Genomic DNA, 18958 nt, shown 5'->3' with positions numbered 1-18958 from the left:
CGCTTGACGCCGGTCCCTGACGCGGCCGCCGGCGGGTACCGAGCCCCGCGCCGAATCCCGCGCCGGGCCCTGGCGCCGGCCGGACCCCGACCTGAAGCCGTGATCGCGGCTCCGGGTCGGGGTCCGGCCGTTTTCCGCCCCACCCGACGCGGTTCGCCCGGTCTGTCATGTTCTGTAATGCTGTGGCGGTAGGAACACCCATGTAGGGCCGCCGGAGTCCGCGGCACCAGGAAAAGGAAAAGGTCAGGAGGAGACGTGGATCTCACGCGGACGGGACTGCCGGGGATCGGGCTGCAGCATGTGCTCACCACCGAACGAGGCCGGCAGGTAGGAGTGATCTCACATCACACCGGCCGCCGCGACCTGGTGATCTACGACAAGGAAGACCCCGACACCTGTGTGGTCACGGTGCTGCTCACCGCCGACGAGGCCAGCGCGCTGGCCGAGCTGCTGGGCACCGGCCGCATCGTCGAGCGCCTCAACGAGCTGCATCGCCAGGTGGAAGGGCTCGTGACCGAGAAGATCCCCATATCGGCGGGATCGCCGTACGACGGGCGAGCGCTCGGCGACAGCAGGGTACGCACCAGGACCGGGGCGTCGATCGTCGCCGTGGTGCGTGACGGCCAGGTGATCGCCAGCCCACGTCCCGATCTCGTGTTCGCCCCGGGCGACGTCGTCGTCGTCGTGGGCACCGGGGAGGGAACCGCGGCGGTGGCCGACATCTTCCGCAACGGATGACGCCCGTGCACGGTGCCATCCAGCTGATCGAACTCGGTGCGATCATTCTGGCCCTCGGGCTGCTCGGAGCCGTGGCGGTCCGGTTCTCCATCTCGGCGATCCCGCTGTACCTGCTGGCCGGTCTGGCCTTCGGGATCGGCGGGATCCTCCCCCTGACCACCAGCGAGGAATTCGTCTCCCTGGGCGCCGAGGTCGGCGTGATCCTGCTGCTGTTCACCCTGGGCCTGGAATACACGGCCGACGAACTGGTGGGAACGCTGCGCACCTCGGCCCCGGTGGGCCTGCTCGACCTGGTGCTGAACGCCGCCCCCGGCGTGATCACGGCGCTCGTGCTGGGATGGGGACCCGTCGCGGCCGTCGCCCTCGGCGGCATCACCTACGTCACCTCCTCCGGCATCACCGCCAAAGTGGTCGGCGACCTGGGCTGGCTGGGCAACCGGGAGACCCCCGCGGTGCTGTCGGTGCTGGTGTTCGAGGACCTCGCCATGGCCGCCTACCTGCCGATCCTCACCACCCTGCTGGCCGGGGCCGGTCTGGCCGCCGGCGCGATGAGCCTCGCCGTCGCGGGCGGCACGATCACCGTCATCCTGGTCATCGCGCTACGGCACGGCACCCTGGTAGGGCGGTTCGCCTCCAGCCCCAACGAAGAGGTGCTCCTGCTGAAGGTGCTCGGGCTGACCCTGCTGGTCGCCGGAGTCGCCCAGCAGTTGCAGGTGTCGGCCGCCGTGGGGGCGTTCCTGGTCGGCATCGCCCTGTCCGGCCCCCTGGCCCACAACGCCAGGCGGGTGCTGGAGCCGCTGCGTGACCTGTTCGCCGCGGTGTTCTTCGTGTTCTTCGGCCTGCAGACCGACCCGCGCCAACTGCCGCCGGTCCTCGGGATCGCCGCGCTGCTCGCCGTGATCGGGGTGGCGACCAAGGTCGCCACCGGATGGTGGGCCGCCCGCCGGGCCGGGGTCGGGCCGAGCGGCCGGCTGCGTGCCGGGGCCGCCCTCATCTCCCGGGGAGAGTTCAACATCGTCATCGCCGGCCTGGCCGTCAGCGGCGGCGTCGGCGGCAAGCTCGGGCCGCTGGCCGCCGCCTACGTGCTCATCCTCGCGGTCGCCGGGCCGCTGCTGGCCCGCGGCGCCGAACCGCTGGCACGCCTGCTGCGTCGCCGCACCATCGCGACCCCCCAGCCGGTCGCCCGGCCGCTCACCCGTACGGCTGCGCAGGATCCCGTCGAAGCCGCGGACGAGATCTCCTGACCGATCGTTCACGTACCATCGGCCGTCCAGTCCTCGCGGCGGCGTCTTGACCTTCCCCCTGGGTGAAGCCGCAGGATCGTCGGCGTCGGCCACGGGGGCCGAGACGAGGAGGAGCGGTGGGTGAGCTGCTGACGATCGGGGCGTTCGCCCGCGCCGCACGGCTGTCGCCGAAGGCGCTGCGGCTGTACGACGAACTCGGGTTGCTGCGGCCCGCGGCGGTGGACGGGGAGTCCGGATACCGGTACTACGATCCGGGACAGCTGGAGCAGGCCCGACTGATCGCCTGGTTGCGGCGGCTGGGGATGCCGCTGGCGCGCATCCGCAGGGTGTGCGACCTGCCGGCGCCCGCGGCGGCCGAGGAGGTCGCCGGCTACTGGGAGCGGGTGATGGCCGAGACGGCGGCCCGCGGGCGGCTGGCCACCTTCCTCGTCGACTATCTGTCGGGAAGGGGCAGCGCCGTGGAAGACGCCGCGACCATGCTCGGGATCCGGTACGCCGCCAGGTCGGAGTCAGGACTGGTACGCACGAGCAACGAGGACACCGCCTACGCCGGCAGCCGGTTGCTGGCGGTGGCCGACGGGATGAGCGGCCGGGCCGGGGACCGCGCCAGCGCCGCGGCCGTCGAGGCGCTCAAGCCGCTGGAAACCCGTGCGGTTCCGGCGGATGACCTGCTCGGCGCACTCGCCGACGCGGTCGCCGAGGCCGACCGGGCGATCCAGGACATCGCCGCGTCGGCGCCGTCGGGTGAGGCGGTCACCACGCTGACCGCCCTGCTGTGGTCGGGGTCCCGCCTGGCCCTGGTGCACATCGGCGACAGCCGAGCCTACCTGATGCGTGACGGGGCACTGTTCCAGATCACCCATGACCACACCTACGTGCAGTCGCTGGTCGACGAGGGCCGGCTGAGCCCGGAGGAGGCGGCGTCGCATCCGCGGCGGTCGCTACTGGTGCGGGCGCTGACCGGTACGGGCGCGGCCCAGCCCGACCTGTCGCTGCACGAGGCCGTGGCCGGAGACCGGTACCTGCTGTGCTCCGACGGGCTGTCGGCCGTCGTGCCGGCCGGGTCGCTGCGCGAGGCGCTGGCCGGTACGGGCGGTCCTCAGGAGGTGCTCAACGAACTGGTCGAGCGGGCGTACGCCGCCGGCGCCCCCGACAACGTCGCATGTGTGGTCGCCGACGTGGCGCGGCTGGACACCTCGTCCGCGGACGGCGCCGGTCACAACGGCACCGGTCACAACGGCGGCGGCCCGCGATGAGCACGTCAACCGTGAACGTGCCGGTTGTCCATGGGCCGGCGGTTCGGAAGATCGGCGCCTGGACGGTCGACCGCCGCCCGCTGGCCGTCCCGGCCTACCGGCGGCTGTGGACGGCCTCGGCCGTGTGCGCGGTGGGCGGTTCGTTCAGCGTGGTCGCGGTGCCGACGCAGCTGTTCACGATGACCGGTTCGTCGGCCGCCGTGGGCGGCGCCGCTGCGGTGTCGCTGGTCGCGCTGGTCACGGCGGCGCTGTGGACCGGGGCACTCGCCGACAGCATGGACCGGCGAAAGGTGCTGCTGGCCGCGCACTGCGGCCTGGCCCTGACGTACACCGTGCTGTGGGCCCAGGCCGCCCTGGGCGGCCGATCGCTTCCGCTCCTGCTGGTGGCGGTGGCCTGCCAGGGGCTGACGTTCGGCGCGGTCATGACGACGATGGGCACGGTCGTGCCCCGCCTGGTCCCGGTCGAACTGCTGCCGGCGGCCAGCAGCCTCAGCTCGCTGGTCCGCTACACCGGCTCGATCCTGGGACCGGTGCTGGCCGGGGCCCTGATCCCGGTCGCCGGGCTCGGCACGCTGTACCTGTTCGACGCCGTCGCGCTGCTGGCCGTCGTGTGGGCCGTCGCGAAGCTGCCGCCGCTGCCACCCCACGCCACGGCTGCACAGGACGGTCCGCCCCGCACCACGATCGGACAGATCCTGGCGGGTTTCCGCTATCTCGCGGCCAGCCGGCTGCTGCTGGCGGTGCTGGGGGTGGACCTCGCCGCGATGGTCTTCGGCATGCCGTCGGCGCTGTTCCCGGAACTGGCCCGGCACGCCTTCGGCGGCCAGCCGGGCGGCGGCATGGAACTGGGGCTGCTCTACGCCGCCTACCCGGCCGGGGTCCTGCTGGCCGGGCTGCTGTCGGGCACGTTCACCCGGGCCCGGCGCCAGGGCGCCCTCATGGCGGCGGCCGCCGTCACGTGGGGTCTCACCGTCGTGGTCCTCGGGCTGGCCGCACGGCTGGAGATCGCCCTGACGGCGCTCGCCTGCGGCGGCGCGGTGAACTTCGTGCTGAGCACCTTCCGCAACGCCATCTCCCAGGCGCACACCGACGACGCCATGCGCGGCCGGGTCCAGGGGCCGCTCACCGTCGTGCTGGTCGGGGGCCCGCAGATCGCCAACCTGCTGCACGGAGCGGCCGGGGCGGCGTACGGGCCGCACGTCGTGATCTGCGCGGGCGGGGCGCTCACCGCGGTGACCGTGGCGGCGATCGCCTGGGCGACACCCCAGCTGCGCCACTACGTCCCCCGGCCTCCCGGCCGCTGACCGCGCGACGGCATGCCTCGGCCGCGCGTTTCTCCTGGCGGCTAGGATCGGGCCGTGCCCTTGACCGTGGACGATGTCGATCGGTTCGAGTCCCTCAGGCCGCGCCTGGAGGCCATCGCCTACCGCCTCCTCGGCTCGGCGGGAGAGGCCGAAGACGCAGTGCAGGAGACGTTCCTGCGCTGGCAGGCCGCCGACGTCGACCGCATCGAGGTCCCCGAGGCCTGGCTGACGAAGGTCCTCACCAACCTGTGTCTCAACCAGCTCACCTCCGCGCGGGTGCGCCGTGAGACCTATGTGGGCCAGTGGCTGCCCGAACCGCTGCTCGCCGGGGACCCGATGCTCGGCCCGGCCGACACCGCCGAGCAGCGCGAATCGGTCTCGTACGCGGTGCTCACCCTCATGGAGCGCCTGTCCCCCAACGAGCGGGCGGTGTACGTGCTGCGGGAGGCCTTCGACTACCCGCACCGGGAGATCGCCGAGATCCTCGACATCACCGAGGCCGCCAGCCAGCAGATCTTTCACCGCGCCAAGAAGCACGTCGCGGACGGCAGGGTCCGCGCTGAAGTCGACGAGGCCGCCGCCCGGCGGATCGTCGAGGAGTTCCTGGTGGCCGCCACCACCGGCCGGACCGAGCCGCTCGTGCGTCTGCTCACCGAGGACGCCATCTCGATCGGCGACGGCGGCGGGAAGGTCCCGGCCCGCGCCAAGGTGCTCGAGGGCGCCGTCGCGGTCGCGAAGTTCCTGCGGGGCCTGCTCAAACCCGCCGAGGTCAAGCGTGCCCTGGTCGGCGGCGCGCCCGAGGTCTACGCCTGGACCGCCAACGGCGACCCCGCCGTGGTGGCCGTCGTCGACGGCCGGGTCGTCGGAGTCATGTGCCTGGAGGTCACCGCAGAGGGCATCGCCGGGCTCCGCAACCAGGTCAACCCCGACAAGCTTGAGCGCGCGACCGCGCGGTGGGCGGCCGCCGATCATGGGGAACCCCTGCTCATCGCCTTCTGATCACTGTGTGAGGTGCTTCACATCGCGTTCCTGTCAGGAAACGGCGGGCCGCCCGGTTCAAGTGGCGAACCCGCGCGAGACAGGAGCAGGAAATGCGGCACCGCATCATCGTCCTCGGAGCCGGATACACCGGAGCCTTCGCCGCCGGCCGCCTCGCCAGGCGGCTCCGCCGCGAGGACGTCGCCATCACCCTCGTCAACGCCGAGCGCGACTTCGTCGAACGCGTCCGCCTGCACCAGCTGGCGGCCGGGCAGGACCTCAGGCCCCGGCCGCTCAGCGAGATGTTCGCGGGCGCCGGCGTCGAACTGAGGCTCGCGAAGGTCACCGGCGTCGACGTCGACCGCAAGACCGTCGCCGTCGCCGACGTGAACGGCACCGGCCTGGTCGCGGCCGGGGCAGAAGAACTCGGCTACGACACGCTCGTCTACGCCCTCGGCAGCGGCTGGAACGCCCAAGGCGTCCCCGGGGCCGCCGAGCACGCCTATGAGATCGCCGGCCGCCCCGGAGCGCTCCGGCTGCGCGAGCGCCTGGCCCGCCTCGACGCCGGGCAGAGCGTGGTCGTCGTCGGCGGCGGCCTCACCGGCGTGGAGGCCGCGACCGAGATCGCCGAGGCCCGCCCGGACCTCGAGGTCGCCCTCGCCGCCCGCGGCGGCCTCGGCGACTGGCTCTCGCCCAAGGGCCGCGAGCATCTGCGGAAGGTCTTCGGCAGGCTCGGGATCACCGTGCACGAGCACACCGCCGTCACCGGCGTCGAAGCCGGCCGCGTCGCCACCGCCGGCGGCAGGGCCATCCCGGCCGCGGTCACCGTGTGGGCCACCGGCTTCGCGGTCCACCCGATCGCCAAGGCGACCACCCTGGAGGTCACCGGCACCGGTCAGATCGTGGTCGACGGGACCATGCGCTCGGTCTCGCATCCGGACGTGTACGCCGTCGGTGACGCGGCCCTGGCGATGGGCCCCGGGGACAAGCCGCTGCGGATGTCGTGCGCCTCGGGAACTCCGGCCGCGTGGCAGGCCGCCGACGCGATCGCGGCGCGCCTGACCGGCGGGAAGCTCCCGAACGCGCCGATCCGCTACTTCAACCAGTGCATCTCGCTGGGACGCGAGGACGGCCTGATCCAGTACGTCACCGCCGACGACCGCGCCGTGCGGGCGGTCCTGACCGGACGGATCGCCGCCGTCTACAAGGAGCTGGTCTGCAAGGGCGCCGCCTGGGGCGTCGCCAATCCGACGTTCGGGCTGCCGACCCGGCGCCGCCGCGTCACGTGGGAACGGGCCGCGGCGGGCCCGGCCGTCGAGGCACTGGCATAACACCAGGGGCGAAGCGGGCGCCCTCCACGCGAGGGCGCCCCGCATCCCCCACGTCGACCGGCACCGGGCACGGCTCGGCCACCCGCCGCGGAGCCTCGCGGTTCGGTGGTGCGTGTCGCCCTCCGTGGCGTCCACGGCTTCCGGGCGGAGATCAGCCCTCCCGCCTCCAGGCGGGCATGATCCGCATCTCGCGGAATCGCCAGCCCGCCGGTGTCCGTACTGCGGTGGTGTACTGTCGCAGGCCGCCTGTGAAGTGGGGCGCCTGGCCGTCGCGGTAGTGGTACACGAACGAGTTCGCCGAGGCGGTCGCCCGGTCGCCGTCGACCTCCACCAGCAGGTCGGTGGACGTGTGCTGGGTGTGCTCCCCCCCGGCCTCGGCCTGCCGCAGGAAGCCGACGACCTTGTCGATGCCGTGGAGTTCGCCCCCGCGCGGTGAGTGCACCGTCACATCGTCGGTGTAGACGGTGCCGGCGTCCTCCCACCGCTTCTCGTCGAGCAGGCGCGTGAGGCGGGTGAACAGGTCGGTGATCGCGATGTGGTCGGCGATCAGGGTATCCATGGACATGACATCCTTTCTCGTTGGCGATTCCAATGTTGGTAGCGCCAACTATACAGATATTCATTGGACGCGCCAACGATGTAGGGTTACTGCTGTGGAAGAGACCCCCGCACGCCTGACCGCGAAGCCGAGTTGGCTGCTCACCCAGCTGGCAGTGCACGCCCACCGATTGTCGTCCGACGGCTTCGGCGAGATGGGTGCGCGTGGGTACCACTTCCGGATCCTGGCCGCGCTGGACGAGTTCGGGGCGGCCAGCCAGGCCGAACTGGGTCGCCGGTGCAACATGGACCGCAGCGACGTCGTGGCGGCGATCAACGAACTGGCCGAACAGGGTTTCGTCGAGCGCACGCCCGATCCGGACGACCGGCGACGCAACATGGTGACCCTCACCGAGGCAGGTGATCGGCAACTGCGACGCATAGACCAAGCGCTCGACCAGGTACAGGACGACCTGCTCGGACCTCTCCCGGCTGAGGACAGGCAGACCTTGACCCGCCTGCTCGCTCGACTGCTCACGCACCACCAACGGGGTGAGCATCGGCAACCGACCACTCGCGCCGGGAGGGCCTCGTCCTTGCCGAGGTCAACGCGTTCGACGGGCGGCACCGCGAGCGGAAGGAGGATGCAGCAGTGACCGCGGGTGAGCAAGGACGGACAGTGACGCCGGTGGACACGGCGGAGGGCGGAAAGGGCGGTGCCGGCCGCCGGGACACCGGTGCCGGGACCCGGCGCGCGCGCATCCGCCGGCCGATACGCGCCGCCTCCCGGCGGGGTCCCTGGAAGCGTGGTCTGCTGCTCGCGGTGCTGGCGCTGCTGCTCGGCCTGCTCATGCTGCTGCATGCGAAGATCCCGAACCGGATCGGGAACCTCGGCAGCCTGGTGGAGACCTTCCTGCCATGGCTCGGCCTGTTCATCCCGGTGCTGTCGGCCGGGGCGCTGTGGCGCCGCTCCGCCTCCGCGGCGGTCGCGCTGCTGTTGCCGGTCATGGTGTGGCTGAACCTCTTCGGCGGGCTGCTCGGCGACAAATCCCGCCCGGGCGGTGACCTCACGGTGGTCAGCCACAACATCGACACCGGCCATCCCGACCCGGCCGCCGTCGCCCGTGACGTGGCCGCCTCAGGGGCGGACGTGCTGGCCTTGGTGGAGCTGACCGCGCAGACCCTGGGCACATTCGAGAAGGGGCTGGCGAAGGCGTACCCGTACCACACGGTGCGGGGCACGGTCGGACTGTGGAGCAGGCTGCCGCTGTCGGACACCCGGCCGATCGACATCATGATGGACTCCGGGCCGTTGATGGCCTACAACCGGGCACTGCGCACCACGGTGGCCACGGACCAGGGTCCGCTGGCGGTGTATGTGGCCCACCTCGGGTCCGTACGGGTGAATCCCAGGATGGGCTTCTGGACGGCTCAGCGGAACCGGGGCGCGCAGGCGCTCGCCAAGGCCATCGCCGCCGAGCAGAACGAGCGGGTGGTTCTACTCGGCGACCTGAACGGCACCATGGACGACCGCGCGTTCGCCGGCCTCACCTCCCAGCTGCGCTCGGCCCAGGACGTCGCCGGGGACGGCTTCGGCTTCAGCTGGCCGGCGAAGTTCCCGATGGTACGGATCGACCAGATCCTGGTCCGTGGCGTGGAACCGGCGAACTCGTGGGTGCTGCCCGCCACCGGCAGCGACCATCTGCCGGTGGCGGCCGAAATCAGCTGGTGAACAGGGCGCGACGGCACGGATCACATTGAGGGTGCCATAGAAGTCTCGCGGCGAATCGTGTCCAGGTCTCCGGTGACCAGCGCCCCCGCCGTTATCGCGCCGACCGGCGCCAACGGCTTCTCAGCTTCGGCCTTCTTTCCGATGTGTCTCAGGTCGCCGGCGTGTCGGGGGCAGCCGCGCGGAGTTCGGCGGCCACCGCCCGTTCGCGAAGCTGGGCCGCCTCCGCCCTGGCCACGTCGAGCTGCGCCCGCAGGTCGGCCAGGCGGGCCCGCTCCAGCGCCAGCTCGGCCTGGAGCCGCTCCCGCTCGGCGACGGCCGTACGAGCCTGTTCGACGGCGCGATCCGCCTGATCCTGGGTTGCCTGCGCTCGTTGTCTGGCCTGCGCCGTCTCAGCGGCGGCGCGGGCCGTCTCGGCGATCGCCTGCTCCCGTGCTTCCTCGGCCGCCTGCGCGCGGGCCAGTGCCCGGTCGCGTTCGGCATGGGCCTGGCCGACCGCCCGATCGCGTTCGGCCTCGGCGCGGGTGACGGCGCGGTCGCGTTCGGCCTCGGCGGCCTGGGCGCGGGCGAGCGCGGCCGCACTGGCCTGCTCGGCCTCGCGGTGCGCGCGCCGGGCCAGCTCGGCCTCGTTCTTCGCCGCTGCGGCCTCGGCGGCGGCCCGTTCGTGCTCCTGCCGTTCCCGTACGGCGTCCGCCCGCGCCTGGCGTGCTTCCGATACAGCCTGATCGACCCGTGCGGTCAGTTCCTTAACGGCCTGAACGCGCGCGGTCTCAGCCGCCTCGGCCCGCTGGCGGGCCTCAGCGGCCTCCTGCTGAGCCTTCCGTTCGGTGCTCGCCGCCTCGCGCAGGGCGGCCAGCGCCTGCTCGCGGGCGGTCTCGGCGTCGGTGAACGCGCTGTCGCGTTCGGCGTAGGCCTCCTCTGCCGTCTGCCGGGACTCCTGCGCCTCCCGCCGGGCGGCCTGTGCGGCCTCGCGCGCGAGCCGTACCTGCTCAAGTGCCTGCTCGCGCTCGGTGCGGGCGATGGCGACGCGGGTGTGCGCCTCGGCCTGGACCGCGCTCAGCTTCGCCTCGACTCCCGCCGGGCTCAGCTCGTCGGCGAGCACCTGGGCGAGCGGCTCGATAGCCGCCGTGAGGCCCTTCTCCATGCGTTCGTACAGGTCTTCGACCCGGGCGAGCGCTCCCTCGAGTCCGGGTGCGGCCCGGCGCATCTCCCTTTCCCGCTTTGCCGCCGCCTGGCAGGCCCCCTGCGGGCAGTACTCCCTGGGCCTGCCCCGCCGCACCTGCTGCTCTATCGCAGCGCCGCAGTGCCTGCAGGCCCGCGTCGTCGTGGCCGCAGAGGTCGTGATGCTCTCGGGGGTCGCCGCCGTGCTCGCCGGGACGCCCGTCTCCGGGGGATTCGTCACACGCGACAGCCTACCAATTTCTGTATTTCTGGAAACAGAAAATCAGAAACAGAGATTCGTTGCGCAGACAGGAGAGCCGAATAGCTTTGGAGACGGGTAATTCCCGCAAGTTATCTAGCGACTGCGGAGACCCGGCCCGGCGAGACACCTGTCCTGTCTCACATGCCGGCGGAGAGGTTGAACGCCTACGGTCCGGCGCAGTGCCGATGTCGGACGGTTTGGGCCAAGGCTTGCGGGGTAGCCCCCAGGGCGTCGCCGCGCAGGCGAATTCCATGAAGAGAAACTGCGCTCCGCCGGGTCTCGGACCTCGGCGGCTGACGACGCCGCACAGATCAGGCTCGCGCACACCCCAATCAATGAGATCGAGGCTCGCGTCCATCGCTGTGTCGGAGGAGCAAGGAGTACGCCCATGACAGTTGACGATGGCAACCAGCGGTTGTCGGCGCGGGCCGCGTGTCTGGGCGTCGCCGGCGGCCTTCGATCGTGGCCCCCGCTTGGGGTGCCGTTAACGAGCGGCGAACCAGGTGACAAGTAACCCGCCAGTAGCCTTCGGATCGAAGGCGCCAGCCCTGAGCGCCACGCTGGTTCCCTGCTGGTCGGCGAGGAGGCCAGTGTGGTGGGGGGTATCGGACACCGCATCAGGCTGCAGCGGGGTCGGGAACCGGGGCCTGGGGGACGGGGGTGGCGAACTGGAGGCGGCTGCACATATTCAGCCGCACCTCGCCGTACGGCTGGATGTGCATCCAGAACAGCGGGGTCAGGGCGCGTTTGTCCTCGTCGGTGAGGACGTCGGCCCATTCGGGGTCGGCAAGCATGTCCTGGATCATCAGGGTGTTCACGAAGACGAGCGCCGTTTGCAGGAGATGGAGTGCGAGAACGGACAGTTCTTGCTGGTCACGGCGATTGGAGGAAAGTTCGCCGCTCTTGCCGAAAAAGATGATGTCGTTGGCGCCGTTCCAGCCCTCGACGACGTTGAGCCCTTCCTGGATCTCGCGCTGGAGATCGCGGTCGCGTAGGTAGCGGGCGACGAAGATGGTCTTCTGCGCGCGGCCGACTTCGAGCATGGCCTGGTAGACGGGGTGGGAGGCGGTGCGGGTGAAGCGCCGAAGGATCGCCTCGGTGGTGGCAGTGCCGACCCGGATGGCGGTGGCGTACTTGATGAGCTGGTCGTAGTTGTTCTTGATGACGTCCCAGCGGATCGGGCGGGTCATCGCGTCGGCGAGGTTGTCGTAGGCTTCCTCGTCCTCGCGGCCGGGTCGGTAGAGCTTGACCTTGTTGATCTGCTTGATGCGGGGCAGCAGGTCGTAGCCCAGGAGCCGGGTCAGTCCGAACCCGATTTCCGACTGGCCGTGTGAATCGACATAGTTGCCTTCGGCCTGCATGGTCGTGGCGTGGCGCATGATCCCCTCGATCGCGGCGGCGACCTCGGAGGCGGTGCAGTTGAGAAGCTGGCTGTGAATGGCCATCGAACCTTTCTCGATGTGCCAGTACACGAGCACGCCGCGGCCCCCGTACCGGGAGTGCCACTCGGTGAAGATGTTGCGGTCCCATGCCTTGAAGTGTGTGGAGTCGGAGGCGACGGTGGTGGTGCCCTGCCCCCAGACGGTTTCCTGGCGGGCGGCGAAGGTGGCGTTGGCAATCTCCACCCCAGCGGCCTTGAGGCCGACCGCAGTCAGATAGCGCCGCGCGGTGTAGCGGAGCTCCTCCTCGCTGTGCCCGTGCTCACCGGCGGCGACCGCGCTGATCCCTGAGTTAGTGCCGTACGCGTACGCGATCAGGAGCAGGCGTTCCAGGAGCTTCGCCTCGCCGATCGCCTCCCGGGTGCCGACCGGGGCGAGGGCCTTGAGCATCCCGGTGCGCAGGGCGGCCTCTTTGAGGATGTCGATGAGAGCGACGGTGCCCCACTTCTTGCGGATCGCCTTCTTGAGTTTGCGCAGGTTCTTGGGTTCCTTTTGCGGTTCGGGCTCGCTGAACTTGATCATCCCGTTGCGGTGCTTGCCGCTGATCGTCACCCAGGGCAGCTTCGGCAGCTTGGTGTCCAGGGCGCCGAGCTCGGCGCGCATCTCGCTCTGGAGCTGGGCTATGAACATCTTCGCGTCGCGTGGCTTGTTCAGCTTCTCGTAGTACTCCGCGCGCCGGACCTCGAAGTCGTCGGGCAGGTCGTCGTCGGGGTTACGCCACTTGTCGGCGCCGACCACCCAGATCTCCTTGCAGCGCAGCCGGTCGCGCAGGGCCTGGAAGACGCACGCTTCGTAGACGGTGCGCATGACGCGCTGGGGCCCCTTGTCGGGAGTGAAGATCGCGAACTCCATCCAGTCCTTGCGTACCACCCCCTCCAGTGGGATGGTCTCGCCAAGCGGGAGGTAGGTGGTGGAGGAGTCCTTGTGCCGCTTGATCAGCTTCAGCGCCTCGATGACGGGCTTGTGCCTGTCGTTGGAGGAGCGGAAATCCAGCACGCCCAGGAGCTTCATCAGCCCGCTGCGGTAGTGGTTGCTATACGAGGACTTGAACACCTCCCGCTTCGAGCGGGCGAACTCGGCGTTGGTCGCCTTCATCTCGGCGACCAGGTCCTTGAGCGTCTTCTCCCCGCCGACAGCTGGGTAGATCACCTCCCGCACGCTTCCCTCGGGGGCGCCGAGGGAAGCGGCGGCGATCTTCCCGAGGAGTCCGGCCTTGCCCCGGACCTTGGTGAACTCTGCGACGAACGCCTCGGTCACCTTCTTCTCGGCGCGCGCGTTGATGCGGTGCACGGTGGAGTTCAGCAACTCCACCAAGGTGTCGGTGATCTCCCGCTGCCGCTGGAACAGCAACGCGGCTAGCAGCACGTGCCGTATGGAGGCGTCGAAGCGCCGCAGGTGGCTGGGCGAGGACGCGGAGGCACGGGCCCGCCAGGCGTTGATGACCTGCACGCCGATGCCGGCGAACGCCTTGGCTGGGACGCCGACGGCGCGGACTTGCCCCAGCTTGGAGATCTCGTCCAGCAGCGAGTTGAGGCTGACGTTGCCCGGATGCGCCTTGATGTCGGCCAGCACCGACTCGACATTCTCCTCGTCCGTCGTATCGTCGCCGTCCACGGTCGCGCTGTCGCCCGGCTCGGTGCCGGTGCCGATCGGGTCCGTGAAGGCCAGCGCGTCCAGCCGCCGCGTGCAGTCCTTCGCCCGCGCGAGCCGGGCGGCGACCTCGGCGACGGCCCGCTCGTCGGCCTGGTGCAGCGCGGACCGGATGACCGTGTTGACCTGGGCCGCGGTGGGCGGCTCAATCAGGTCCACGCGCATCTGCCGCAGTAGCTCTGCCCGCACCTGCTCCTCACGGCGCTCGTCGTGCCAGATCACGTCCACCAGGTGCGAGACGAGCTTGACCAGGTCGGTCTTGGTGCACTCGTGCCAGCCCGTCAGATCCCTCAGCTCGCTGCGGTGCCGCTTCGCGGCACGCGAGGTGAAGTCGTAAAACCCCAGCTCGGACGCGGCAACGCCGACCTGCTTGGCGACGTGCTCGACCGCATCGGGCGGCAGCTCCATGCGCATCCGGGGAAACCGGCCGCGCCAGGTCAAGAACTTGAGCTGGACGGCGAAGCCCAGCCTCGTCGCCCCGGTCTTGTTGCGTAGCCATCCCGTCTCGTCGCCGGACAGGGTGAAGTGGTCCACCACCCCGTCCAGTCCCAGATCCCGCCCCACTCCACAGCCCCTTCCATCTCGGACTGGACGGTAGGGGCGCCGGTGTAAAGCGGGCGCAAGTATCGGCGAAGTGCCCGAAGGGACGGGATGACGTAGTACCGGTACCGGCTCTACCGCAGGACGGAGTCCACGTCGCCGGTGTAGGCGATCACTTCCTCATCCGGGCCCGGGGCTCGGAGCAGACGAAGAAGTCGTCCCTCGGTTACCGGGATCACCGTCCGGCCACCAGAGTAGCGGTTCTGGCCAGCGGGGCGGATGCTTTTGTTCCTCAGGGCTTCAGCACGATGGGTGCGTCATCTGCCCGTCCTCCGGCGGTGTCGGTTCCGTGGGCGGGGTCCTGGCCCAGCGCCGTGCCCAAGGCGGTGGGTGCGTAGTAAACCGTGCGACCCACGCGGTAGCGAGAAACCAGACCTGCGTCACGGAGCGTGGCGAGGTGCTCGGAGACGGTGGCGGGGCTCAGGCCGAGGTTTCGGGCCAAGGTGCTGGTCGAGGTGGGCTTGCTCAGGCTGGTCAGCACCTTGGCGCGGGTGCGTCCGATGAGGCGCTGGAGGCTTCGTGGCGCTGGCGGGTGGGGTGAGGACTGCCAGAGGTCACCGACTCCGCGCGCCGGGTAGATCAGGGTGGGCTGCCAGGGTGCTTCGACCACCACGGTGAGCGCCGGCCATACGAAGGCGCTCGGTAGGAGTAGGAGCCCTTGCCCGTTGAGGGGGTGCCGGGTCTGGTGCGGAGCCGCGATGTGGAGTGCGCCGAGTTCGTGCCAGGTGATGGTGGGGTGCAACTCGGTGAGCATGCGATGGAGCCCGCCCTCGGTCAATTGCCGAGATCTGACGGCGATGTCGGCATCGAGCAAATCCCGGAGCTGGGTCCATTGCGGGGCGATGAGCCAGTTCCAGCAGGCACGGATCAGGGTGACGAGCTGAGCGAGGGTGCGAGCGGGGTCGGCGAGGAGACGGTCGGCGACTTCGGGGGGCGGAGGCGTGTTCCGTTCGGGCCCGTGGAGACAGCGGTCGAGTTCCTCCCTCACATGGGTGGTGGGGGTGTCTGCGACCCGGGCCAGTTCGTCCTCGATCTCTGAGAGCGGGCCGGTCGGGGGCGGGGTCAGGAAGTCCGGTGTGTACCCGGTATGCGGGAGGAGGGTCAGGAGCGGGGAGAGTTGTTTCTCGTCGAGCTGGGGGCGGAGATTCCTCAGCCAGGGCAGGTGGTATGCCTGGCGACGGGGATCAGTGAGGGTCCGTACGGCGGCGACGGTCTCCCACAGTGGGGAGAGCGCGAAGCGGCATTTCAGCAGGTCCGCTGTCTCCACGAGCAACTGCACCGCCATGACCGCACCTTGTCTCTCATGGCCGCAACAGGCCGGTGGATTCGGCTATTTCCAAATCCATTGAACCGCGACCGGGGTGGTCTGGATGCTGCGTTCCATGTCTCAGCACAGCTCCCGCGTCCCTCAGCAGAGCGACTCCGCCGCCCCTTCCACTTCCACCGCGCCCGCCACGTACCGTACGGTCCTGGCTGTACGCGAGTTCCGCATGATCTTCCTCGCGCAGGTCATCGCGACTCTGGGCAATGTCGTCGCACAGATCACGCTCTCGATCACGGTGTACCAGCGGACGCAGTCGCCGCTGCTGTCCTCGCTGACGTTCGCGCTTGGCTTTGCCCCCTACGTCTTCGGGGCAACATTGCTGTCGGCAGTGGCTGACCGGCATCCCGCCCAGGACGTCATGGTGGCCTGTCAGGCGGTCAGTTGCGTGGTGGTCGGCACCATGGCACTTCCCGGCATTCCCATTCCCGTCCTGCTCGTCCTGCTGCTGGTGCTCGGCACCGTCGCCCCGGTGTTCCAAGGGGCCCGCGCGGCGAGCCTGCCGGACCTGCTGTCCGGCTCAGGGTACGCGCTCGGCCGATCCCTGCTGCGGCTCGTCTCGCAGAGCACCCAGATCATCGGCTTCGCGGTCGGCGGGCTGCTGCTCCTCGTGATGACCTCCTCGCAGGCCCTGCTCGCGGCCGCGGCGGGATTCGGCCTGGCGGTCTTGCTCCTCCGGTTCGGGACCCGCCGTCGGCCGGCCCGCCAGCCGGAAAACGGTGCGCACGGTTCGGTGGCCCGTGCGTCCTTGTCGGGCGTACGGCAGGTGCTGGCTGTCCCCGGGCTCCGTCCGCTGCTGTTGCTGACCTGGCTGCCGCCCGCTTTCGCCGTCGCCCCCGAAGCTCTGGCCTCTCCTTACGCGGACGAGTTCGGCGGCGGCCCGGCTGCCGTGGGGTTGCTGCTGTGTGCCGCGCCGGCGGGCTCGGTGGTCGGCGAGTTGCTGGCCGGCACCTTGCTTACCGCAGGAACCCGGGTCCGGATGGTGCTGCCAACCGCCACGCTGATGTTCCTCCCGCTGCTGGGGTTCGCCTTCCGCCCCGGTCTGTGGACGTCAGGGGCCCTGCTGGCGGTGTGCGGTCTCGGCTTCACCTACGCTATGGGGCTGGACCAGCGGGTCCTCGACGCGACCCCCGAGGAACTGCGCGGACGGGCGCTGACCATCACGCTGGCGGGTCTGATGATCACCCAGGGGCTGGGGTTCGCCGCTGCCGGCGCGGTCGCGGAGTTCTTGCCGCCCCACATCGTGATCGTGATCGTGGGCTCCCTCGGCCTGCTGACCCTGGCGTGGTGCGGGGCGTCCATGCGCCCCCGCGAGGACGGGCAGGCAACCCGGCTGCCTGCGGAGGATCAGGCAGCGTAGGCGGAGCTGGGGCTCGGCGGGAGGGTGTGTCCGGCCGAGCCCCTCCACGGTACCGGCGGGGCGGGATTGTCAGCGGGGCAGCGGCTGGAGCGCGGCCCATTCCTGGTCTTGGTCGAGCCATCGCAGCAGAGCGAAACCGGCTGCCCTAACCACTTCCTCGAACTCCCGATCGGAGTAGACGACATCGGTCCACGCATGCGTCCATGTGGTGTCACCGTGGCGGCATTCCTGCGCCGCGTACAGCACCCCGGATTCGAGGCGGGCCTCGGTTATGGTCAGAACCATCCGGTCGGACCGCACGGTGTGCCCCGCCTTCAGGGCAGTTGCCCAGGTAGGCGAGGTGCGCTGGACGAGGACAAGCCCCTCGTCCGTGACGTGACGGTGGCACGTCTTAAGGAAGGCATCCCTCTGGCCGGGGACGATCGTGTTCACCAGGTAGCTGGCGAGCACCACGGCGGGAAAGCGCTCGGGCAGCGCCAGCGTTTCGATATCCGCATGGACTCGTGTTCCGGTGTGAACGTGGGCCAGCATCTCAGCACTCTGATCAACTGCGACCACGTGATGGCCGAGTGCGGTCAGCTCGTGAGTGATCCTGCCTGCGCCGCATCCGAGCTCGAGAATGGGCGCGGCGGGAGGAACTGCTCTGTGGATGATCTCCGGTTCGCGGCCTGCCGGGAAGGCTCTGTAGAGGCCGACCGGGCTTCCGTCTGGAGCAACAGGGCTTCCGTCGGATGCGGTGCCTCGTCCCAGGGGACTCATGCCGGTATTCCGCTCACCGGAAGCTCTTGGAGCCCGCGCAAGGTGGCGTGGCGCCAGTGGACGGGCTCGCCGGCCAGTTGCAGGTCGGGAGTGTACCGAAGCAGCGTGGTCAGCGCGACAGAACAGGTGAGCCGGGCCAGAGACGCACCGGCACAGGCGTGTGTGCCCCACCCGAACCCCAGGTTGTGGTTCGGGGTCCGCTTGAGGTCCAGTTCGTCAGGGTTCGGGAATTGCTGTGGATCCCGATTGGCTGCGGCGATCAACACGATGACGTCGCTCCCACGGCGGAGCAGTCTGCCGCCGAGTTCGTAGTCGGAGGCGCATACACGGGCAACTGCCTGCACGGGGCCGGAATGGCGCAGTAGTTCCTTGATCGCTGTCTCGCTCACCCCTGCTGTGAGGAGTTCCTGCCACTTGTCCGGAGTCCGCAGCAAGGAGAGAACGGAGGCCGCGATGAACCTGCTGGTGGGGGCGTAACCGGCGTGGAGCGTGGCACGCAGCGTGTTCAGGACCATGTCGCGGGAGATCGCCGAGGCGGATTCTGCGCGGAGGAGATTTCCGAGCAGCCCATTCTGCGGCTTCTGATCGAGCCAGTTGGAGATCACGGCGCTGAGGTTGTCACGGGCCAGGGTGCCCGGAGCAGCGGCCTCCGGGGTGAGACCCGAGTCCATGGCCGCGACGATGGCTTCCGACCAGGCAACGATGCTCTTCTCGTCGGCGTCCGGAACGCCGAAGAGGTCGGCCACGGCCGTGAAGGCCAGCGGCGCGGTGAAGTCCGTGACCAGTTCGAATCTGCTCCGCCCTGACAGCCCGCGCAGTAGCTGGTCGGCCCGGTCCTCCAGTCTGGCTCGGATCGCCGAGAAGTCCTGGCGACGGTAGGCGTCCATGAGGACGCGGTGAACGCTGCCGTGTTCCGGCGGGTTCAGGGTCTGGATGCTGAGCAGGTTGTCCGGGACGTCGATGCCGGCCGCCCGTAGATCGGAGGAGAATATCTCGGTACGGCGCAGTGCGAGCAGACAGTCCTCGTATCCGCTGATGACCCAGGCGTTGAGCGGCTCGTACCAGTGGACCGGGTCGGCGGAGCGCAGGTGGTGGTACATGGGGTGTGGATCGCGGATGGTAGCGTCGTCCAGCGGTCGGAAGAGTTCCATCACTTGCCTTTCTGCCGTGTATGACAGGCAGCTTGCCTGGGGAGCCGGTCGGGGTGAGCTCTCGTACGAGGGCCGTGCGCGGACAGCGGGTGCCCCCGAATTCTGGCGGGGCACCCGCTGTCTGCTGGTGGATCAGTG

At 70.1% G+C, this 18958-nt stretch carries 15 protein-coding genes; 9 read left to right on the top strand and 6 right to left on the bottom strand.

Going from position 1 to position 18958, the window contains the following annotated elements; translation table 11 throughout:
* Positions 1-255 precede the first annotated feature (255 nt).
* The 6 genes from Mth01_RS04270 to Mth01_RS04245 all read left to right on the top strand — a co-directional run bounded on the left by Mth01_RS04270 (position 256) and on the right by Mth01_RS04245 (position 6851).
* Positions 256-738 carry a cation:proton antiporter regulatory subunit gene (locus tag Mth01_RS04270; protein WP_204011499.1) on the top strand — a complete coding sequence of 161 codons (483 nt, stop codon included), beginning with the start codon at positions 256-258 and terminating at the stop codon, positions 736-738.
* Between the two features lie 5 nt (positions 739-743).
* Positions 744-1982, top strand: coding sequence for a cation:proton antiporter (locus tag Mth01_RS04265; protein WP_204011497.1), 1239 nt, complete (start codon positions 744-746; stop codon positions 1980-1982).
* A 116-nt stretch (positions 1983-2098) separates the two neighbouring features.
* Positions 2099-3238 carry a MerR family transcriptional regulator gene (locus Mth01_RS04260; RefSeq protein WP_204011495.1) on the top strand — a complete coding sequence of 380 codons (1140 nt, stop codon included), beginning with the start codon at positions 2099-2101 and terminating at the stop codon, positions 3236-3238.
* 11 nt (positions 3239-3249) lie between these two features.
* Entirely contained in the window at positions 3250-4542 is a 1293-nt protein-coding gene (locus Mth01_RS04255) for an MFS transporter (protein WP_204011493.1), read from the top strand.
* A 54-nt stretch (positions 4543-4596) separates the two neighbouring features.
* Positions 4597-5541 (top strand): RNA polymerase sigma-70 factor, encoded by a 945-nt coding sequence (locus Mth01_RS04250; protein WP_204011491.1) that lies wholly within the window; start codon positions 4597-4599, stop codon positions 5539-5541.
* Positions 5542-5633: 92 nt separating this feature from the next.
* Positions 5634-6851 carry an NAD(P)/FAD-dependent oxidoreductase gene (locus Mth01_RS04245; RefSeq protein WP_204011488.1) on the top strand — a complete coding sequence of 406 codons (1218 nt, stop codon included), beginning with the start codon at positions 5634-5636 and terminating at the stop codon, positions 6849-6851.
* 151 nt (positions 6852-7002) lie between these two features.
* Here the strand turns inward: Mth01_RS04245 and Mth01_RS04240 are convergent, their stop codons facing one another.
* Positions 7003-7410: a nuclear transport factor 2 family protein gene (locus tag Mth01_RS04240; protein WP_239089340.1), complete on the bottom strand. Its 408-nt coding sequence runs from the start codon at positions 7408-7410 to the stop codon at positions 7003-7005.
* A 94-nt stretch (positions 7411-7504) separates the two neighbouring features.
* Between Mth01_RS04240 and Mth01_RS04235 the strand changes: the two genes are divergently transcribed.
* On the top strand, positions 7505-8044 hold the full coding sequence (locus Mth01_RS04235; RefSeq protein ID WP_204011481.1) for a MarR family winged helix-turn-helix transcriptional regulator: 540 nt from the start codon (positions 7505-7507) through the stop codon (positions 8042-8044).
* A gap of 116 nt (positions 8045-8160) precedes the next feature.
* The gene (locus Mth01_RS04230; RefSeq protein ID WP_407695918.1) at positions 8161-9120 is read left to right on the top strand and encodes an endonuclease/exonuclease/phosphatase family protein; all 960 of its coding nucleotides are present in this window, start codon (positions 8161-8163) and stop codon (positions 9118-9120) included.
* Positions 9121-9268: 148 nt separating this feature from the next.
* Here Mth01_RS04230 and Mth01_RS04225 read toward each other — a convergent pair whose 3' ends face one another.
* The 3 genes from Mth01_RS04225 to Mth01_RS04215 all read right to left on the bottom strand — a co-directional run bounded on the left by Mth01_RS04225 (position 9269) and on the right by Mth01_RS04215 (position 15514).
* Positions 9269-10519, bottom strand: coding sequence for a coiled-coil domain-containing protein (locus Mth01_RS04225; RefSeq protein WP_204011476.1), 1251 nt, complete (start codon positions 10517-10519; stop codon positions 9269-9271).
* Between the two features lie 638 nt (positions 10520-11157).
* Positions 11158-14193: a Tn3 family transposase gene (locus tag Mth01_RS04220; protein WP_204011469.1), complete on the bottom strand. Its 3036-nt coding sequence runs from the start codon at positions 14191-14193 to the stop codon at positions 11158-11160.
* A gap of 268 nt (positions 14194-14461) precedes the next feature.
* On the bottom strand, positions 14462-15514 hold the full coding sequence (locus tag Mth01_RS04215) for a DUF5937 family protein (protein WP_204011468.1): 1053 nt from the start codon (positions 15512-15514) through the stop codon (positions 14462-14464).
* 97 nt (positions 15515-15611) lie between these two features.
* Between Mth01_RS04215 and Mth01_RS04210 the strand changes: the two genes are divergently transcribed.
* Entirely contained in the window at positions 15612-16910 is a 1299-nt protein-coding gene (locus Mth01_RS04210; protein ID WP_204011466.1) for an MFS transporter, read from the top strand.
* 69 nt (positions 16911-16979) lie between these two features.
* Here the strand turns inward: Mth01_RS04210 and Mth01_RS04205 are convergent, their stop codons facing one another.
* Together Mth01_RS04205 and Mth01_RS04200 are read right to left on the bottom strand one after the other, a co-directional pair.
* Positions 16980-17669: a class I SAM-dependent methyltransferase gene (locus Mth01_RS04205; RefSeq protein WP_204011464.1), complete on the bottom strand. Its 690-nt coding sequence runs from the start codon at positions 17667-17669 to the stop codon at positions 16980-16982.
* Positions 17666-18820 (bottom strand): cytochrome P450, encoded by a 1155-nt coding sequence (locus Mth01_RS04200; RefSeq protein ID WP_204011461.1) that lies wholly within the window; start codon positions 18818-18820, stop codon positions 17666-17668. Before Mth01_RS04200 ends, Mth01_RS04205 begins: the two co-directional genes overlap by 4 nt.
* Positions 18821-18958: the final 138 nt, after the last annotated feature.

The sequence above is a fragment of the Sphaerimonospora thailandensis genome (assembly GCF_016863115.1).
Lineage (GTDB): Bacteria > Actinomycetota > Actinomycetes > Streptosporangiales > Streptosporangiaceae > Sphaerimonospora > Sphaerimonospora cavernae.
Note: the sequence above shows the minus strand (reverse complement) of the source record. Positions and strands in the feature narration are given on the sequence as shown.